The organism is Streptomyces sp. NPDC091209 (assembly GCF_044757755.1).
Taxonomy (GTDB): Bacteria; Actinomycetota; Actinomycetes; order Streptomycetales; family Streptomycetaceae; genus Streptomyces.
In genome coordinates, this window is sequence record NZ_JBIVVR010000006.1 from 297,267 (window position 1) to 313,178 (window position 15,912).

Annotated in this window: 17 protein-coding genes and 1 pseudogene; 8 read left to right on the top strand and 10 right to left on the bottom strand. The window is 71.2% G+C overall.

Features of this window, described 5'->3' with window-relative positions; all coding sequences use genetic code 11:
• The first annotated feature begins 104 nt into the window (after window positions 1-104).
• Window positions 105-476 (top strand): WhiB family transcriptional regulator, encoded by a 372-nt coding sequence (locus ACIQRL_RS19590; protein WP_401332834.1) that lies wholly within the window; start codon window positions 105-107, stop codon window positions 474-476.
• A 771-nt stretch (window positions 477-1,247) separates the two neighbouring features.
• On the opposite strand, the gene glpX is transcribed toward ACIQRL_RS19590, so the two are convergent.
• A complete protein-coding gene (glpX, locus tag ACIQRL_RS19595) occupies window positions 1,248-2,279 on the bottom strand; it encodes a class II fructose-bisphosphatase (protein ID WP_401332836.1) in 1,032 nt (343 codons plus the stop codon).
• Window positions 2,280-2,405: 126 nt separating this feature from the next.
• Between glpX and ACIQRL_RS19600 the strand changes: the two genes are divergently transcribed.
• Entirely contained in the window at window positions 2,406-2,924 is a 519-nt protein-coding gene (locus ACIQRL_RS19600) for a DUF4245 domain-containing protein (RefSeq protein ID WP_401332837.1), read from the top strand.
• 162 nt (window positions 2,925-3,086) lie between these two features.
• Here ACIQRL_RS19600 and ACIQRL_RS19605 read toward each other — a convergent pair whose 3' ends face one another.
• The 3 genes from ACIQRL_RS19605 to xseA all read right to left on the bottom strand — a co-directional run bounded on the left by ACIQRL_RS19605 (window position 3,087) and on the right by xseA (window position 5,351).
• Complete coding sequence (locus ACIQRL_RS19605) at window positions 3,087-3,677, bottom strand: malonic semialdehyde reductase (RefSeq protein ID WP_401332839.1); 591 nt, start codon at window positions 3,675-3,677, stop codon at window positions 3,087-3,089.
• A 216-nt stretch (window positions 3,678-3,893) separates the two neighbouring features.
• A complete protein-coding gene (locus ACIQRL_RS19610) occupies window positions 3,894-4,133 on the bottom strand; it encodes an exodeoxyribonuclease VII small subunit (protein ID WP_401332840.1) in 240 nt (79 codons plus the stop codon).
• A 9-nt stretch (window positions 4,134-4,142) separates the two neighbouring features.
• Window positions 4,143-5,351, bottom strand: a complete 1,209-nt coding sequence (xseA, locus tag ACIQRL_RS19615) for an exodeoxyribonuclease VII large subunit (protein WP_401332842.1) — start codon at window positions 5,349-5,351, stop codon at window positions 4,143-4,145.
• A 109-nt stretch (window positions 5,352-5,460) separates the two neighbouring features.
• On the opposite strand from xseA, the gene ACIQRL_RS19620 reads away from it, so the two are divergent.
• Together ACIQRL_RS19620 and ppgK are read left to right on the top strand one after the other, a co-directional pair.
• On the top strand, window positions 5,461-6,474 hold the full coding sequence (locus ACIQRL_RS19620; protein ID WP_401332844.1) for a 4-hydroxy-3-methylbut-2-enyl diphosphate reductase: 1,014 nt from the start codon (window positions 5,461-5,463) through the stop codon (window positions 6,472-6,474).
• Window positions 6,475-6,503: 29 nt separating this feature from the next.
• Complete coding sequence (ppgK, locus tag ACIQRL_RS19625; RefSeq protein WP_401332846.1) at window positions 6,504-7,253, top strand: polyphosphate--glucose phosphotransferase; 750 nt, start codon at window positions 6,504-6,506, stop codon at window positions 7,251-7,253.
• Window positions 7,254-7,311: 58 nt separating this feature from the next.
• Here the strand turns inward: ppgK and ACIQRL_RS19630 are convergent, their stop codons facing one another.
• Complete coding sequence (locus tag ACIQRL_RS19630; RefSeq protein WP_401332848.1) at window positions 7,312-7,782, bottom strand: DUF6542 domain-containing protein; 471 nt, start codon at window positions 7,780-7,782, stop codon at window positions 7,312-7,314.
• Between the two features lie 305 nt (window positions 7,783-8,087).
• On the opposite strand from ACIQRL_RS19630, the gene ychF reads away from it, so the two are divergent.
• Window positions 8,088-9,176 (top strand): redox-regulated ATPase YchF, encoded by a 1,089-nt coding sequence (gene ychF / locus ACIQRL_RS19635; protein WP_401332850.1) that lies wholly within the window; start codon window positions 8,088-8,090, stop codon window positions 9,174-9,176.
• A gap of 133 nt (window positions 9,177-9,309) precedes the next feature.
• Here the strand turns inward: ychF and ACIQRL_RS19640 are convergent, their stop codons facing one another.
• Window positions 9,310-9,573: a type II toxin-antitoxin system RelE/ParE family toxin gene (locus tag ACIQRL_RS19640; protein ID WP_401332851.1), complete on the bottom strand. Its 264-nt coding sequence runs from the start codon at window positions 9,571-9,573 to the stop codon at window positions 9,310-9,312.
• Window positions 9,566-9,835 carry a type II toxin-antitoxin system Phd/YefM family antitoxin gene (locus tag ACIQRL_RS19645; RefSeq protein WP_019434848.1) on the bottom strand — a complete coding sequence of 90 codons (270 nt, stop codon included), beginning with the start codon at window positions 9,833-9,835 and terminating at the stop codon, window positions 9,566-9,568. The genes ACIQRL_RS19640 and ACIQRL_RS19645 overlap by 8 nt, the downstream gene beginning before the upstream one ends.
• Window positions 9,836-10,030: 195 nt before the next feature.
• On the opposite strand from ACIQRL_RS19645, the pseudogene ACIQRL_RS19650 reads away from it, so the two are divergent.
• Window positions 10,031-11,272, top strand: a pseudogene (locus ACIQRL_RS19650) (DEAD/DEAH box helicase); the annotation flags it as partial.
• Window positions 11,273-11,292: 20 nt separating this feature from the next.
• Here the strand turns inward: ACIQRL_RS19650 and ACIQRL_RS19655 are convergent.
• From ACIQRL_RS19655 to ACIQRL_RS19665, 3 genes are all read right to left on the bottom strand, one after another.
• Window positions 11,293-11,589 carry a hypothetical protein gene (locus tag ACIQRL_RS19655; protein ID WP_401332853.1) on the bottom strand — a complete coding sequence of 99 codons (297 nt, stop codon included), beginning with the start codon at window positions 11,587-11,589 and terminating at the stop codon, window positions 11,293-11,295.
• A gap of 90 nt (window positions 11,590-11,679) precedes the next feature.
• Entirely contained in the window at window positions 11,680-12,720 is a 1,041-nt protein-coding gene (locus ACIQRL_RS19660) for a glycoside hydrolase family 25 protein (RefSeq protein WP_401332855.1), read from the bottom strand.
• Window positions 12,721-12,961: 241 nt separating this feature from the next.
• Complete coding sequence (locus ACIQRL_RS19665) at window positions 12,962-13,780, bottom strand: BTAD domain-containing putative transcriptional regulator (RefSeq protein WP_401332857.1); 819 nt, start codon at window positions 13,778-13,780, stop codon at window positions 12,962-12,964.
• A gap of 899 nt (window positions 13,781-14,679) precedes the next feature.
• On the opposite strand from ACIQRL_RS19665, the gene ACIQRL_RS19670 reads away from it, so the two are divergent.
• Together ACIQRL_RS19670 and ACIQRL_RS19675 are read left to right on the top strand one after the other, a co-directional pair.
• Window positions 14,680-15,696 (top strand): hypothetical protein, encoded by a 1,017-nt coding sequence (locus ACIQRL_RS19670; protein WP_401332859.1) that lies wholly within the window; start codon window positions 14,680-14,682, stop codon window positions 15,694-15,696.
• Window positions 15,693-15,899 (top strand): hypothetical protein, encoded by a 207-nt coding sequence (locus ACIQRL_RS19675; protein ID WP_401332861.1) that lies wholly within the window; start codon window positions 15,693-15,695, stop codon window positions 15,897-15,899. The genes ACIQRL_RS19670 and ACIQRL_RS19675 overlap by 4 nt, the downstream gene beginning before the upstream one ends.
• The last annotated feature ends 13 nt before the right edge of the window (window positions 15,900-15,912 follow it).

Sequence of the window (15,912 nt, forward strand, 5' to 3'; positions counted from 1 at the left end):
GCGCGCGCACAGCGGGTAGGGCTTGCTGCATCGTCTCTTGGAGGGCGCAGCGGAACTTTCCGCCGTGCCCGGCACGCTCGCGAAGCCGTCGTCAGGAGTAGACCGTGCTGCAACCGCCGCATCAGTCCCTGCAGGTAGCTGCCGTTCCGGCCCAGCGGGCGCCAGTGCGGGACAGGGATCAGGAAGCGCCATGGCACACGGAGGCGGTGTGCCGGCGCGACGAAGCCGGCCTGTTCTTCGCCCCCTCCAAGGAGCCCACCGCTTCCCGGCTCTCCCGTGAGGAGGCCGCCAAGCGCGTCTGCGGCCGCTGCCCGGTCATGGTCGAGTGCCGCGAACACGCGTTGCTGCAACCCGAGCCGTACGGCGTCTGGGGCGGCCTCACCGCCGCCGAGCGCCGCGTCGTGCTCGCGCGCCGCCGCCGCCGCGACCTGGAACTCAAGAAGGCCGCCCGCGGCACGATAGCCGCGGCCGGCTGACCCACCCGCGGCACAGCGGGCCCCCGGCCTGCGTGGCGGCGGGTCGGTTCACCCGCAGGGCGGCGGGCTCGCCACGCATGGCAACGGCCGGACAGAGCCACGCGGCACCGGACTCGGCCACCCGCCGGGCAGGAGGCCGGCCCACCCGCGAGGCGGCGGGTCGGTTCACCCGCAGGACGGCGGGCTCGCCACGCATGGCAACGGCCGGACAGAGCCACGCGGCACCGGACTCGGCCACCCGCCGGGCAGGAGGCCGGCCCACCCGCGTGGCGGCGGGTCGGTTCACCCGCAGGGCGGCGGGCTCGCCACGCATGGCAACGGCCGGACTCGGCCACCCGCCGGGCAGGAGGCCGGCCCAGCCGCAAGGCGGCGGGTCGGTTCACCCGCAGGGCGGCGGGCTCGCCACGCATGGCAACGGCCGGACCCAGCCACGCGGCACCGGACTCGGCCGCCCGCCGGGCAGGAGGCCGGCCCACCCGCGTGGCGGCGGGTCGGTTCACCCGCAGGGCGGTGGAGTGGCTCACCCGCAGGGCGGCGGGCCGGTCCACGCGTGGGGAGTCGGTCGGCATGCCCGCAGCGGAACCGGCCCGGCTCGCCTGTGGGGCAGCCGGGCTGACAGGCGGGCCTTGCCGGCCGGTGCCGGTCGGCACGAGCGCAGGGAAAAAACGGCCGGTGCCGGTCGGCACGAGCGCAGGGAAAAAGGGGCGCCCCTCCGCACAAGGGGCGCCCCTTCCACGCCTCGCGGCGCCCGGCCCAGGTGGGCCGGCGGTCCTACTTGGCGCGGTCGAAGTCGATCGCGCTGTACGCACGCAGCTTGCTCAACCGGTGCTCCGAGGTGATCTGGCGGACCGTCCCGGACTTGGACCGCATCACGATCGACTCGGTCGTCGCGGTCTCGGAGCGGTAGCGCACACCGCGCAGCAGCTCGCCGTCGGTGATGCCGGTCGCGACGAAGAAGACGTTCTCGCCGGAGACCAGGTCGCTCGTGGTCAGGACACGGTCGAGGTCGTGCCCGGCGTCGAGCGCCCGTTGCCGCTCCTCGTCGTCCTTGGGCCACAGCTTGCCCTGGATGGTGCCGCCCAGGCACTTGACGGCGCAGGCCGAGATGATGCCCTCGGGGGTGCCGCCGATGCCGAGCAGCAGGTCGATGCCGGTGCCCTCGCGCAGCGCGAGGATGGAGCCCGCGACATCGCCGTCGGAGATCAGCTTGATGCGCGCGCCGGTCTCCCGGATCTCCTTGATGATCCCGTCGTGGCGCGGCCGGTCGAGGATGACGACGGTGACGTCCTCGGGCGTGACCCGCTTGGCCTTGGCGACCCGGCGGATGTTCACCGACACGGGCGCGTTGATGTCGACGAAGTCGGCGGCCTCCGGGCCGGTGACCAGCTTGTCCATGTAGAAGACCGCGGACGGGTCGAACATGGTGCCGCGGTCGGCGGCGGCGAGCACGGCGATCGCGTTCGTCATGCCCTTGGCGGTGAGCGTGGTTCCGTCGATCGGGTCGACGGCGATGTCGCACTCGGGGCCGGTCCCGTCGCCCACGCGCTCCCCGTTGTAGAGCATCGGGGCCTCGTCCTTCTCCCCCTCGCCGATGACGACGACGCCGTTCATCGAGACGGTGGAGACGAGGGTGCGCATGGCCCGGACGGCGGCGCCGTCGGCGCCGTTCTTGTCGCCGCGGCCGACCCAGCGGCCCGCAGCCATCGCGGCGGCCTCGGTGACGCGGACGAGTTCGAGGGCGAGGTTCCGGTCGGGGGCTTCCGACGGGACTTCGAGTTCGGAGGGCAGATGATGCTCGGTCATCGACACGCACCTTTCTGATACGACGACGGCCGGATGAGGGTGTTGTCCCGACTCTATCGCCAGGCTTACAAAATGAGCAGGGGGGCCCACGGATGAGCAGGCCAGGGCACCTGCGACGATAGGTCCGTGGCAGGTATGAAAGGCAAGCAGTCGGTCCGGGACATGATTCTTTCCCTGGGCCTCATCGGGCTCATGGCGGGCGTTATCTACATCTTCATCCCGCATGACGACTCCAAGCCCGATCTCCAGCGTGTCGACTTCCGGGTCGAGCTGCTGACGGCTCGCCGCGCGGCGAGCTATCCCGTGGCGGCGCCCGAAGGGCTGCCCCCGGCGTGGAAGGCGACCTCGGTGCGCTACGACGGCAGCGAGTTCGACGCCTGGCATCTGGGCTTCCAGGCCCCCGACGGTCAGTACGTCGCGGTCGAGCAGTCCACTCAGCGGCCGGCGGTGTTCATCGACACGGCCAGCCAGGGCGCGCGGCAGACGAAGGCCACCCAGCGCATCGGCGACCGGACCTGGCAGCGCTACGAGGGCGACCACTACGACGCCCTCGTCCTGGAGGGCAAGGGCTCCACGACCGTGGTGACCGGCACGGGGTCGTTCGGCACGCTGGTGAAGTTGGCGCAGGCCCTGAAGACGTCGTAGACCCCGCGGTCGGTGATCCCGCGAGGTCGCAACCGCGGTCGTGGAACCGCGCCCGTTCATCCCGCACGCGTACGAGAAGGGCCCCCGGCAGCAGTGCCGGGGGCCCTTTTCATACAGGTGCGGGTCGAACGGTGGTGCCGGTGATGCCGGTGGAGCCGAGGGTCAGACGGTCGTGATGACCTGGTCGGCGTCCAGGCGCGGGCCGCGCGGGAACCAGGCGTCCTCGCCCGGCTTGCCGATGTTGACGATCATCAGCGGGGTGTGGTCGTCGTCCAGGAACTCCTTCTGGATGCCGGCGAGGTCGGCGCCGGTCATCGGGCCCGCGGCGAGACCGGCGGCGCGGATGCCGATGATGAAGTACGCGGCCTGGAGGGCGGCGTTCATCGCGGCGCTGCCCTCACGGACCGGGCGCTCGGAGAAGAAGAGGTCCTTGGCGGCGGGGAAGTGCGGCATGAGCGTCGGCAGTTCCTCGTGGAACTCGTTGTCCGCGGCGAGGATCGCGACCAGCGGGGCGGCGGCGGTCTTCGCCCGGTTGCCCTCGGCGAGGTGCTGCACCAGGCGCTCACGGGCCTCGGGGGAGCGGACCAGGGTGACGCGCAGCGGCGACTGGTTGAACGCGGTCGGGCCGTACTTGACCAGGTCGTAGATCGCCTGCACCTGCTCGTCGGTCACCGGCTCGTCGGTGAACGTGTTCGCGGTGCGGGCCTCGCGGAACAGCAGGTCCTGAGCGGTGGGGTCAAGGACGAGAGACATGAGGAACCTTCTCGGTATGTGCGGTGGATCCCGGGGGGATCTGTTGGCGAGTACGACAGTACGACGAAGAGGTTTAAAGTTCAACCAAAACCGGGGCGTCGTGATCCGCTTCACAGATACGGGACCGGAAAACGGAGGCTGCCGGCCGAAACCGAGAGCCTCCCGCTACTCCGAACCGCTCGTCACTCCGAGACTCCCGCTACTCCGGGCCGCTCGTCACTCGGGGCCGGGGCCGGTGTCCTTCTCCTGGGACTCCTCCTCGGCCAGGGCCGCGTCCAGGCGGGCCCGCGCGCCCTCCAGCCAGCGTCGGCACACCTTGGCCAGCTCCTCGCCGCGCTCCCAGAGCGCCAGGGACTCCTCCAGGGTCGTACCGCCCGCCTCCAGGCGGCGTACGACGTCGATCAGCTCGTCCCGTGCCTGCTCGTACCCGAGCGCCTCGTCCACCTTGCTGGTCATGCGTCCACCCTATGCATCGACTCGAACCGTGAATTCACCCTCGGCGACCCGCGCCCGCAGCGTCTCGTCCGCCGCGACCCCGGCCGGGTCCCGGACCACGGAGCCGTCGTCCTTCTGCAGCACCGCGTACCCCCGCTGGAGGGTCGCCGCGGGGGAGAGGGCCACCACGCGCGCGTGGGTGTGCGTCAGCTCCGAGTCCGCGCGGTCCAGGAGATGCCCGAGCGTGCGCCGGCCCCGGTCGAGCAGGGCGGCGACCTGGTCCGCCCGCTCGTCGATCATCCGGTGCGGATCCTCGATGGAGGGCCGGGCCAGCGTGTGCGCGAGCCCGCGCTCCTCGCGGTCGAGGAACGACTGGACGCAGCGCCGCGCCCGGTCCCGCAGGAACCGCACCCGCTCGTACTCCTCGCCGACGTCCGGCACGACCTTCTTGGCGGCGTCGGTCGGTGTGGACGCCCGCAGGTCGGCCACGAGGTCGAGCAGCGGACTGTCCGGCTCGTGCCCGATCGCCGACACGACCGGGGTGCGGCAGGCCGCGACCGCGCGGACGAGCTGCTCGTCGGAGAACGGCAGCAGGTCCTCCACGCTGCCGCCGCCGCGCGCCACGACGATCACGTCGACCTCGTCGAGCGCGTCCAGCTCCTTCACCGCCTGCACGACCTGCGGGACGGCGTGGACACCCTGCACGGCGACATTGCGGACCTCGAAGCGGACCGCGGGCCAGCGGTGCCGCGCGTTCTCCAGCACGTCCCGCTCGGCCGCCGACGCGCGCCCGCACACCAGCCCGACGAGCTGCGGCAGGAACGGCAGCGCCTTCTTTCGGTCGGCCGCGAACAGCCCCTCGGCCGCCAGCGACTTCTTGAGCTGTTCGAGGCGGGCGAGGAGCTCGCCCACGCCCACCGGCTTGATCTCGACGGCCCGCAGGGAAAGCTGCCCGCGCGGCGCGTACCACTCCGGCTTCGCGTGGACCACCACCCGGGCGCCCTCGCTCACCACGTCGGCGACCGCGTCGAAGACCTGCCGGTAGCAGGTCACGCCCACCGAGATGTCGTACGACGGGTCGCGCAGCGTCAGGAAGACGACGCCGGCGCCGGGGCGCCGCGACAGCTGGGTGATCTGCCCCTCGACCCAGACGGCGCCGAGCCGGTCGATCCATCCCCCGATGAGCCGTGACACCTCTCCGACGGGCAGCGGAGCGTCCGCGGACGTGTTGAGAGCCATGCGCCCGAGCGTAGTGGCCGCCACCGACAAGGCCGTACGCCCGGCACGGGCCGGGGCTCCGAGGACTCTGCGAGGAGGCGATCCCTGGCCTGCCGGGAGCGGCCTTACGATGGGGGGCATGACTGCTTCGCCTGGCCGCCGTGTCCTGCTCGCCGCCCCCCGTGGCTACTGCGCGGGCGTGGACCGCGCCGTGATCGCCGTCGAGAAGGCCCTCGAGCAGTACGGGGCCCCGATCTATGTCCGTCACGAGATCGTCCACAACAAGTACGTCGTGCAGACCCTGGAGCGGAAGGGCGCGATCTTCGTCGAGCAGACGGCGGAGGTCCCCGAGGGGTCCATCGTCATGTTCTCGGCGCACGGCGTGTCCCCCGTCGTGCACGACGAGGCCGCCGCCGGCAAGCTCGCCACCATCGACGCGACGTGCCCGCTGGTCACCAAGGTCCACAAGGAAGCCGTCCGCTTCGCGGGCGAGGACTTCGACATCCTCCTCATCGGGCACGAGGGTCACGAGGAGGTCATCGGCACCTCCGGGGAGGCACCCGACCACATCACCCTGGTCGACGGCCCCGAGGACGTCGCCAAGGTCGAGGTCCGCGACCCCTCCAAGGTCGTCTGGCTCTCCCAGACCACCCTGTCGGTCGACGAGACCATGGAGACGGTCGACGCCCTGAAGGAGAAGTTCCCGCTGCTCATCTCCCCGCCGAGCGACGACATCTGCTACGCCACGCAGAACCGCCAGCTCGCCGTGAAGCAGATGGGCGCGGAGGCCGACCTGGTCATCGTGGTCGGGTCGCGCAACTCCTCCAACTCCGTACGGCTGGTCGAGGTCGCCAAGCTCGCCGGTTCCCGCGCCGCGTACCTCGTGGACTTCGCCGACGAGATCGACGAGGCGTGGCTGGAGGGTGTGAGCACGGTCGGCGTCACCTCCGGCGCCTCCGTCCCGGAGATCCTCGTCGAGCAGGTCCTGGAGTTCCTGTCCGAGCGCGGCTTCGAGGACGTGGAGATCGTCAAGGCCGCCGAGGAGTCCATCACCTTCTCGCTCCCCAAGGAGCTGCGCCGCGATCTGCGCGCCGAGGCGGCCGCTCTGGTGGACGAGCGCACCGCCGGTACGCCCGGGAAGTGACGCTCAGTCGTACGACGTAACGTGGGTCCATGAAGATCTTCGGTGTGGACATTGGCGGATCCGGGATCAAGGGCGCCCCTGTGGACCTTGATCGCGGGGACCTGGCGGAGGAGCGCTTCAAGGTGCTCACCCCGCATCCCGCGACGCCCGACGCGGTGGCCGACGGCGTGAAGGACGTCATCGGCCACTTCGGCTGGACCGGCCCGGTGGGCATCACCTTCCCGGGCGTGGTGACCGGCGGTTCCACCATCCGTACGGCGGCCAACGTCGACAAGGCCTGGATCGACACCGACGCGCGCGCGTTGCTCGGCGACCGGCTGGGCGGCCTGCCCGTGACCGTGCTGAACGACGCGGACGCGGCCGGCGTCGCCGAGATGGAGTTCGGCGCCGGGAAGGGCCGCCGGGGCACGGTCATCCTGCTCACCTTCGGCACCGGCATCGGCAGTGCCCTGTTCATCGACGGCGAACTGGTCCCGAACACCGAGCTGGGGCACCTGGAGCTGAACGGCCACGACGCGGAGACGCGCGCGTCCACCAAGGCCAAGGACGACAACGAACTGACCTGGGAGCACTGGGCGCGCCGCGTCACCAAGTACCTCGCCCATGTCGAGATGCTCTTCTCCCCGGAACTCTTCATCATCGGCGGTGGCGTCAGCCGCAAGGCCGACAAGTTCCTGCCGCTGATCGAGGACATCAAGGCGGAGATCGTCCCGGCGCAGCTCCAGAACAACGCGGGGATCGTGGGCGCCGCGATGCGAGCGGCGCAGCTGGCCCAGTAGCGGCCGGCAGCGGTCACACCGCGGCCCGCGAAGGTGCCGGCCGGCGGCGGTACGAGGGTCAGCGGGCCTGCCTGTCGGGCGGCAGGCCGCGCGCCGCCGCCCGCCGCTGGGCGGCCCGGCGGTTCATCAGGCGGACCCTGCGGACGGTCACGACGAGGCCCGCGACCAGCGTCCCGCCGTACAGCCAGCCGGCCTGGAGGGCGAGGCCGGTGATCAGGCCCATGAAGAGGCCGCCGACGCCGCCTCCGCTGTCGTCGGTGATCGGCAGCAGCCCGAAGGTGAAGGCGATCGGTGCGACCACGGGGGCGGTCATCAGGTCGCCCGGCCGCACCCACAGCGCGGTCAGCACGCACACCGGCAGGAACAGCACCCCGTAGACCGTCGCCGACCCGCCGAACAGCAGGTGGTCGACACAGGCCAGCGCGAACATCGACGCGCCGCAGAGCAGACCGCCGCCCAGTCCGGTCAGCCGGGGACGCGACGTCCGGCGTGTCGGGCGGGCGCCGGCGGGCGCGGGCCGCCGCGCCACCGGGGCGTCCCGTCGGACACCGCCACCCGCGGCCCGCCCGGCCTGAGCCGGAACGGGTGCGCCGCGCCGCGGTCTGTACTGAGGGGGACGCGTCCTGTGTTGCTCCACTGGACCAACTTAGGTCGTTTTATGTGTGGAATGGCCCATCGGACACGCCGGAGACCGGCCGAAGGCGAGGCCGTGGAAAGAGCTTGGCCATGCGTTCGATACCTCGCGGGTCGGGGCCGGGTCACGCCGTAGACTGGTGGATCGGCCCGCTCTCCTGGAGGGCCCTTCGCCCATCCTCTCGTACGGGAAGTCGCAACGTGTCGCTCACGATCGGAATCGTCGGTCTGCCCAATGTCGGCAAGTCGACCATGTTCAACGCCCTGACCAAGAACGACGTGCTCGCGGCCAACTACCCGTTCGCCACGATCGAGCCGAACGTCGGCGTGGTCGGCGTCCCCGACGCCCGTCTCACCAAGCTGGCCGAGATCTTCTCCTCGCAGAAGATCCTCCCGGCGACCGTCGACTTCGTCGACATCGCGGGCATCGTGAAGGGCGCCTCGGAGGGTGAGGGCCTGGGCAACAAGTTCCTCGCGAACATCCGCGAGTCGGACGCGATCTGCCAGGTCATCCGCGCCTTCAAGGACGAGAACGTCGTGCACGTCGACGGCAAGGTCTCGCCCAAGGACGACATCGAGACGATCAACACCGAACTGATCCTCGCGGACCTCCAGACGATCGAGAAGGTCCTGCCGCGCCTCCAGCGGGAGTCGCGCATCAAGAAGGACATCGGCCCGAAGGTCGCGGCGGTCGAGGCGGCCCAGGCGATCCTGGAGAAGGGCGAGACCCTCTTCTCCGCGGGCATCGTCCAGGGCTCCGGCAACGAGGAACTGCTGCACGACCTGCACCTGCTCACCACCAAGCCGTTCCTCTACGTCTTCAACGTCGACGAGGACGAGCTGGTCGACGACGCCTTCAAGGCCGAGCAGAGCGCCCTGGTCGCTCCGGCCGAGGCGATCTTCCTCAACGCCAAGCTGGAGGCGGACCTCGCCGAGCTCGACGAGGAGGACGCGAAGGAGCTCCTGGAGTCGGTCGGCGTGGAGGAGCCCGGCATGGCGACCCTGGCCCGCGTCGGCTTCAACACCCTCGGCCTGCAGACCTACCTGACGGCAGGCCCCAAGGAATCCCGCGCCTGGACCATCAAGAAGGGCGCGACCGCCCCCGAGGCCGCCGGTGTCATCCACACCGACTTCCAGAAGGGCTTCATCAAGGCCGAGGTCATCTCCTTCGCCGACCTGGTCGAAACGGGCTCGGTCGCCGAGGCCCGCGCCAAGGGCAAGGCCCGCATGGAGGGCAAGGAGTACGTCATGCAGGACGGCGACGTGGTGGAGTTCCGGTTCAACGTGTAGGGACTGACACATCGCCACGTCGCTGACGTGGCAAACATGCAGGTCAGAAGGGGTCGGGCTCAGTCGAGTCCGACCCCTTCGTCGTCACCGTGCTGGATGGGCGCTGGATATTCTGACGTGGGGTCAGCGGCAATCAGGTCTCGTAGGCAGTGGACCGGTGTCCCACGTGAACGACCCAGACCACCAACTCTCCGTTGTCGATCGTGTAGACGACGCGATGGTCGCCGACGCGCAGACGGCGTCGTTCGGGCTGGGACACGAGTGCGGTGGTGTTCAAGCCGAGGGGGTCGGTCTCCAGCTCGGTCAGCTTGGCCAGGATGCGCAGTGCCGTGTCGCGAGGGATCTTCCGAAGCTCGGCCTGCGCCTCGGGGCGGAAGACGGTTCGGTACTCACTCACCGCGCGCCAGCGTCTCCCTCATGATGTCCTCGATCGGGATACCGGGAGCCGGGTTGGCCATGCGCTCGTCGATGATCCGGTTGATCTCGCGCTCTTCCCATTCCTGGTACTTGCGCAGCACCTCGATGGAGACCACGGCGGCGACTTCCTTGCCCCGGCGCGTGATCACCGTGGGTACGTCGTCGCGGTCCGCGCGCTCCACGACCTCGGCCAGATGTGCGCGCACGTCGCGGATGGACTCTATGGGCAGCGGCTGCGTCATGCGCACAAGCGTACCGAGTGTCCCATGTGTACACAACTGATGGCGCCCGGCCCGCTTGTTGGCGGGTCGGGCGCAGACGCCTGGCCGTGGGGGGTCCTCGTCCGCGAAGTGCTGTGGCTGCCGGCCGACCTGGTTGGAGTGGCTGTGGCCGGCGCTTCAGACCTTGACGACCTCTACGGAAGGGCCGCACAGGAGGGCCTCGGGAAGACCATCCAGGCGATCGCCGTGCTGGCGCACCTGGCCGGCGAGGGACAGAGGCACTTCATGGTCGTCTGCCCGGCGAGCGTCCTCGTGAACTGGACACGGGAGATCGAGGCCCGCAGTGCCTTGCGGGTCATGGTGCTCCACGGCCCCCATCGGCACTACGCGTTCGCCGACTGGACGGGGCGGGGCGGGGTCGCGGTGACCACGTTCGACGCGCTGCGCGGCTTTCCCGCGCCGGGCGGCGGGGAGGTCGGACTGCTCGTGGTCGACGAAGCGCACTTCGTGAAGAACCCGAAGGCCAAGCGGTCCCAGGCGGTCGCCCTGTGGGCGGAGCGTTGCGGGCGCACCCTTTTCATGACCGGGACCCCGATGGAGAACAGGGTCGGGGAGTTCCGCGACCTGGTCCGGATGCTCGACGGCGACCTCGCGGACTCCCTGGGCGAACGGGACGCGTCGGCCGGATCGGTCGCCTTCCGCAAGGCCGTGGCCCCGGTCTACCTGAGGCGCAACCAGGAGGACGTGCTGACGGAACTCCCCAGTCTCCAGCAGACCGACGAGTGGGAGGAGCTGAGCGCGTCGGACGAGGAGGCGTACAGCGAAGCCGTGCGCGCGGGCAACTTCATGGCGATGCGCAGGGCGGCGTACATGCGCCCCGAGAAGTCGGCCAAGCTGGACCGGCTCCGGGAGATCGTCCAGGAGGCCGGCGAGAACGGGCAGAAGACGGTGGTCTTCTCCAGTTTCAAGGACGTACTGAGCGTGGTGGAGGAAGCGCTCGCGGCGGGAACCACCGACGGCACTCCACTGTTCGGTCCACTCACGGGAAGTGTCCCGGCCGGGCGGCGGCAGCAGACCGTCGACGACTTCGTCGGCGTCCCGGGCCCCGCGGTGCTCCTGGCTCAGATCCAGGCGGCGGGCATCGGCCTCAACCTGCAGGCCGCCTCCGTCGTCGTCATCTGCGAACCCCAGATCAAGCCGACCATCGAACACCAGGCGGTGGCCCGGGCCCACCGTATGGGCCAGGTCAGGCCGGTTCGTGTGCACCGTCTCCTCGCCACCGGGGGCGTGGGCGAACGCATGGTGAAGATGCTGGAGGACAAGACTCGCCTCTTCGACGCCTACGCCCGCCGCAGCGCCGTGGCTGAGGCCACCCCGGACGCGGTCGACGTGTCGGACACCGAGCTGGCACGCCGGATCGTCGAGGAGGAACAGGCGCGTCTGGGCATGCCCGGGTGAGCCGGGGCGCCGGTCCCGGGTCAGGGACTCTGCCGGGCTGCGGTGTGCAGGGCCGGACGTGCCGTGCCCGGGTAGTCGGGCGGGGTCGCCCAGCCGAGGAGGATTCCGGCGACGGCCGCGAGGGGGCGGGAGCGGATCTTCGTGGCGAGGCTTTCGAGGAGCCGGAACGTCGTGTAATACAGGCCGGTGAGGAGCGCGGTGACCGCGCTCGCCACCGAGGCCGAGCCGAAGTCGACGCCGAGGTGGACCAGCAGGGTCAGTGCGAGCCCCGCGACGATCGGCACGACCGTGCGCATGAAACTGGCGAAGAGGTTCACGGGATTTCCTGTCTCACGGGTCAGGGTGTCGGGTTCTGGACGCGGGGTTCAGGACGCGTAGTTCAGGGCGCGGGATTCATGGCGCCGGATTCAGGACGTGGGGTCGAGGTGGACGACGACCTTGCGCAGGGCCGTGTCGATCGCCGCCGTGATCGAGGCGACCAGAGCGGCGGCGTCGACGGTCTTGTCGAACGCCGCGATCGTGCCGGCGAGTTGAGCGATGGCGGCGCTGTGGGCCGCCTCGGTCGCCTGCACGAGGCGCACGCGGGCGTTGGTGTCCTTGACGTAGGACTCCAGGGCCCAGTACGGATTGGTCTTCACGTCCGGGGCATCGGCAGGGGCCGAGATCACCCCGTCCATGGTCAGGACCGCCCTCGCCGCGGCGGACGCCACGTTGGTGACGTCCTGCGTCTCCAGCACACCGCCGCCGGCGATGAGCTTCGCGGCGACCGCGGCCGCGACCTTGTTGATGTCGTCCGTGGTGAGTGCCATGTCTGTCTCCGTTCCGGCGGCCCACGCGCGCAGCGCGGACTCGCTCAGGTAGCAGATGGATCGGTCGAGCGGAGTCGAGGTGAACTGCCAGAACAGTGGCGACCTGCCGGACGGGCTCGGCTTCGCGTGAGCCTCGGCCTGCGTGTAGGCCGCCGCCCCGGACCAGGGATAGGCGGGATACCAGAGCGGGACGGCGGTGGGCGCGTGGCCCGCGGCCAGGTCGCTCGCCGAGGTGTAGACGCCGACCCGCTGGCCGGGGAACGCGGCTTGCACCCGGGCGATCCAGGCGGTGGCGTAGGTGTGGATCCCGGCCGCCGTGACGCCCGCGTAGTTCGAGCCGTCCGACCTGCGTTCCAGGTCGAGCCAGTGCACGAAGCCCCGGCCCGCGTACGGCCGGACGGCGGCGATGTAGTTCGCGGCCTCCTCGCCGACATCCTGGTTGGGCCAGCCGAAGTGGTAGGCGCCGGGTACGAGACCGGCCTCGGCGATGCCCTTGACGTGCAGGGCGAAACGCTCGTCGTGGGTGTGCCGGCCCTCGCTGGCCTTGGCGAAGGCGAAGACCACGCCTTCCGCCCTGCGGGCCTTCCAGTCCTGGGCTCCCTGATAGACGGAGAGATCGATTCCGCGGCATGTGGCCATGGGGGCCGTCCCCTTTCCTGGTGTCGATCGCGTACTGACGTCGTGCGTGGCGTTCTCGTCCCGCGGCGGTCTCCCGGCGCGGGTGCGATCTCCGCTCGCCGGACGTGCTGCCTTCCGTTCGCCGGACGGGACCGCGCGCACCGGCGGACGGTCCCGTCCGGTGACCGGTCCGGTGACGCTGACACGCGCCCCGTGACCGTTGCGTCACCGCCGCGTCAACTCCCCTTGCGGCAGCGCGCCGTCATCCCGGGCGGTCGTGTGTCACGGGCGTCGAGACCAGGGGTGCGGGCGCTCGCCTGCCGTCCTTGGCCCGGTACGGGAACATGCCGGCGAAGCGTGCCGAGGGTTCGAGTCCCAGTTCTTCGCGGAGCAGCCGCCGGAACGCCTCGTAGTGCCGGATCGCCTCCACGACGTTGTTCTCGGCCAGGTGCACGGCCACCAGCGCGCAGTGCGCGCTCTCCCGGAGGGGTTCGATCGCGACGCACTTGAGGGCGGCCTCCAGCGCGAGGGCGTAGCAGCCGCGTCCGATGAGCCGTGTGCTGAGCGATTCGAGGGCGTGCAGGCGGAGTTGGCGCAGGCGCTCCCGTTCGAAGGAGATCCACTCCTCGTCCCATCCCGGCAGCAGCTCGCCCCCCTCCAGAAGGCCCGGCGGGGGCGTCGCGTCACCCGTCTCGTGCGCCGGGCCGGTCAGGCGCAGGGCCGCCCGGGTGAGGTCGTCGACGTCCACCGACACGCCGTCCGCCAGGTGGAGCGTGTCGCCGTCGGCGCGGACCGCCGGATGCCTCGCGCGGCGCAGCCGCCACAGCGCCGTACGCAGGCTGCCGTGGGCGTGCTCCTCGGTGACGTCGGGCCACAGGGTCCCGGCGACGACGGAACGCGTCGCGTGCTTGTGCAGGCCGAGGTAGGCCAGCAGCCGCTGTTCGTTCGCCGGGACGGTGATGCTCCCGTTCGCGCCCTCCAGCCGGAAGGCGTCGAACAGCCGCAGTCTGGCCGTCGCCGCCTGTCCCGGCTCCGTCAGGTGGTCTCTTCGTGGTTTCGTGGGTAATTCGTTCCAGGCCATCGATCGTTCCCGTTCCCCCGTGTCGAGGCCGCCGGTTGAGCGGCCTGTGTGCCCGGGCGGATCGCCTGTGCCCGGGTGGCCAGAGTGAAAGGCCGGGGGCGGTCTGTCACGTGGTGTTCCGCTCAGCGAACCGGACCCCGTACGCCCGGGGCCGACCGGATCGCGGACGGATGCCGGCCGCCCGCCGGGGCGGCCTCGGTGCTCCGCCCGGCCGGGAGCGTGAGGGGCGGCTCCCGGCCGGTGGAACGGCATCGCCCCGCGCCTTCGGCCCTGGGGGGCCACGGCCGTGGCAGGACCGACCACCGATGGACAGCGTGAGCCCCCGGCCCCCGGCTGTCGCGTCCCGTTCCGTTCAACGGACCCGGTGGCCGTGCGCGCGGCTCGGCGTCGGGAACGGCCCGGCGCGGGAACGGGAAGGGGGCGCGGGTCAGATGGGAAGGACCGCGGGTCGGACGAGAAGGGCCGCGGGCCAGACGGGAGACGGGTGCGGTCGGACGGGAAGGACCGCGGGTCGCACGAGGAAGGTCGCGGGTCGGGCGGGAGACGGGCGCGGTCGGACGGGAAGAGGTCGCGGGTCGGACGAGGAAGGCCGCCGGGTCGGACGGGAGACGGGCGCGGTCAGATGGGAAGGACCGCGGGTCGGACGAGAAGGGCCGCGGGTCGGGCGGGAGACGGGCGCGGTCGGACGGGAAGAGGTCGCGGGTCGGACGGGGAAGGCCGCCGGGTCGGACGGGAGACGGGCGCGGTCAGATGGGAAGAGGCCGCAGGCCAGATGGGGAAAGCGCAGGTCGGTGTCCGGGTCCGAGCTCGGTGACGGGGTCGTGACGGCGCGGTGACGGGCGGTCCCGCACAGTCGTCGGCATGCGACAGCACGGATGCGGACAGTACGGATGCGGGCCATGACCGCGCGGATCATCGAACCCATGGGCGACGCGGCCCAGTGGGCGGCCGTGGGGCCGGACGGCTCCACACCGTCCACCGAGGTCACCATCGCCGACGAGACGTTCGTGGTCGGCTACGGTCCCGACCGGCGCAGCGCGAGGGTCTCCGCGACGCCGCTCGCCGAAGGACACCGCCTGCGGCGCACCCTCGCACCGGTGGACCTGAGCGGGTTCACCGAACTGCGGCTCTCCGTGCGGGCCGATCGCCCGGCGGGCTACGGCGGTGCCCCCTTCTTCCTCGAACTCCGCCTCGGGTCGGCGGCGACCGCGATCGACGACCCGGCCAACACCTGGCACCGCCTGCTGCCGGTCAGGGCCGCGGACCGCTGGGAGACCGTGCGGCTGAGCCTCGACGACCTCACCACGGCCGGCCCCCTGACCGAGATCCAGGTGCGCTGCCTCGGCGGCACGGGATTCACCGCCTACCTCGACGACGTGATCGCGGTCGCGCCGCGGCCGTTCGCGGACGCCGACCGTGCCCTCGCCGTGCGCCTGGCCGGCATCGAGGTCGGTGGCAGCGCCGTACCCGTGACGGTACGCGCGGCCGGTGAGCCTTCGCCGGTGGCACCGGCACTCGACGTCGTCCAGTTCGACGTGCGCTACGCGTACGACCGGGTGGTGGACGCCGTCGTCCCCCGTGACTTCACCGCCGCCGGTTCGCGGCAGGCGGTTCCCGGTGACCCGTACGACATCGACTACGCCGTCACACCGGTCGCCGCCACCCGCGGCGACCAGGCGGCTCTGCTGGAAGCGGTGCTGGACCGGCTGTCCCCCGTGGACGAGCTGGTCGCCGACGGCGAGCGGCTGCCCACCCGTCTCGTGTGGATCCCCGGTCCGAACCGCATCGGCGGCTTCCTGACCGAAGTCCCCGCCCTCACCTACCGCGTGAGCGTCCGGCGCACCCCGCCGGCCGTCCCGCCGGTCCGCCCGGTCGACCAACTCGCCGTCACCGCAGACCTCTTGGAGACCGTATGAGCACGGCCCTCGCCAACACCCGCAGCCGGCCGGTCGAACTGCATCTGAGCTCGGGCGTGGTGGTCGTCGGACCGCTCGGCCAGGTGCCCTGCGACGCCGAGGACCTCGATCTCGGCCAGGTCCGATTCCTGTGCCGCACCGGCGTCCTGGTCGCGCACACCGTGTCCGTCACACCGGCCCGCCGCCCCCGCAAGCGCGGCTGAGAGCAAGGAAGGA

Coding starts and splice junctions, on each gene's coding strand:
- ACIQRL_RS19620 (WP_401332844.1), top strand. CDS start 5,461: ATGGGGGGCATGACTGCTTCGCCTGGCCGCCGTGTCCTGCTCGCCGCC.
- ACIQRL_RS19660 (WP_401332855.1), bottom strand. CDS start 12,720: ATGGCCACATGCCGCGGAATCGATCTCTCCGTCTATCAGGGAGCCCAG.
- ACIQRL_RS19665 (WP_401332857.1), bottom strand. CDS start 13,780: ATGGCCTGGAACGAATTACCCACGAAACCACGAAGAGACCACCTGACG.
- ppgK (WP_401332846.1), top strand. CDS start 6,504: ATGAAGATCTTCGGTGTGGACATTGGCGGATCCGGGATCAAGGGCGCC.
- ACIQRL_RS19605 (WP_401332839.1), bottom strand. CDS start 3,677: ATGTCTCTCGTCCTTGACCCCACCGCTCAGGACCTGCTGTTCCGCGAG.
- ACIQRL_RS19645 (WP_019434848.1), bottom strand. CDS start 9,835: ATGACGCAGCCGCTGCCCATAGAGTCCATCCGCGACGTGCGCGCACAT.
- ACIQRL_RS19675 (WP_401332861.1), top strand. CDS start 15,693: ATGAGCACGGCCCTCGCCAACACCCGCAGCCGGCCGGTCGAACTGCAT.
- ACIQRL_RS19670 (WP_401332859.1), top strand. CDS start 14,680: ATGACCGCGCGGATCATCGAACCCATGGGCGACGCGGCCCAGTGGGCG.
- glpX (WP_401332836.1), bottom strand. CDS start 2,279: ATGACCGAGCATCATCTGCCCTCCGAACTCGAAGTCCCGTCGGAAGCC.
- xseA (WP_401332842.1), bottom strand. CDS start 5,351: ATGGCTCTCAACACGTCCGCGGACGCTCCGCTGCCCGTCGGAGAGGTG.
- ACIQRL_RS19610 (WP_401332840.1), bottom strand. CDS start 4,133: ATGACCAGCAAGGTGGACGAGGCGCTCGGGTACGAGCAGGCACGGGAC.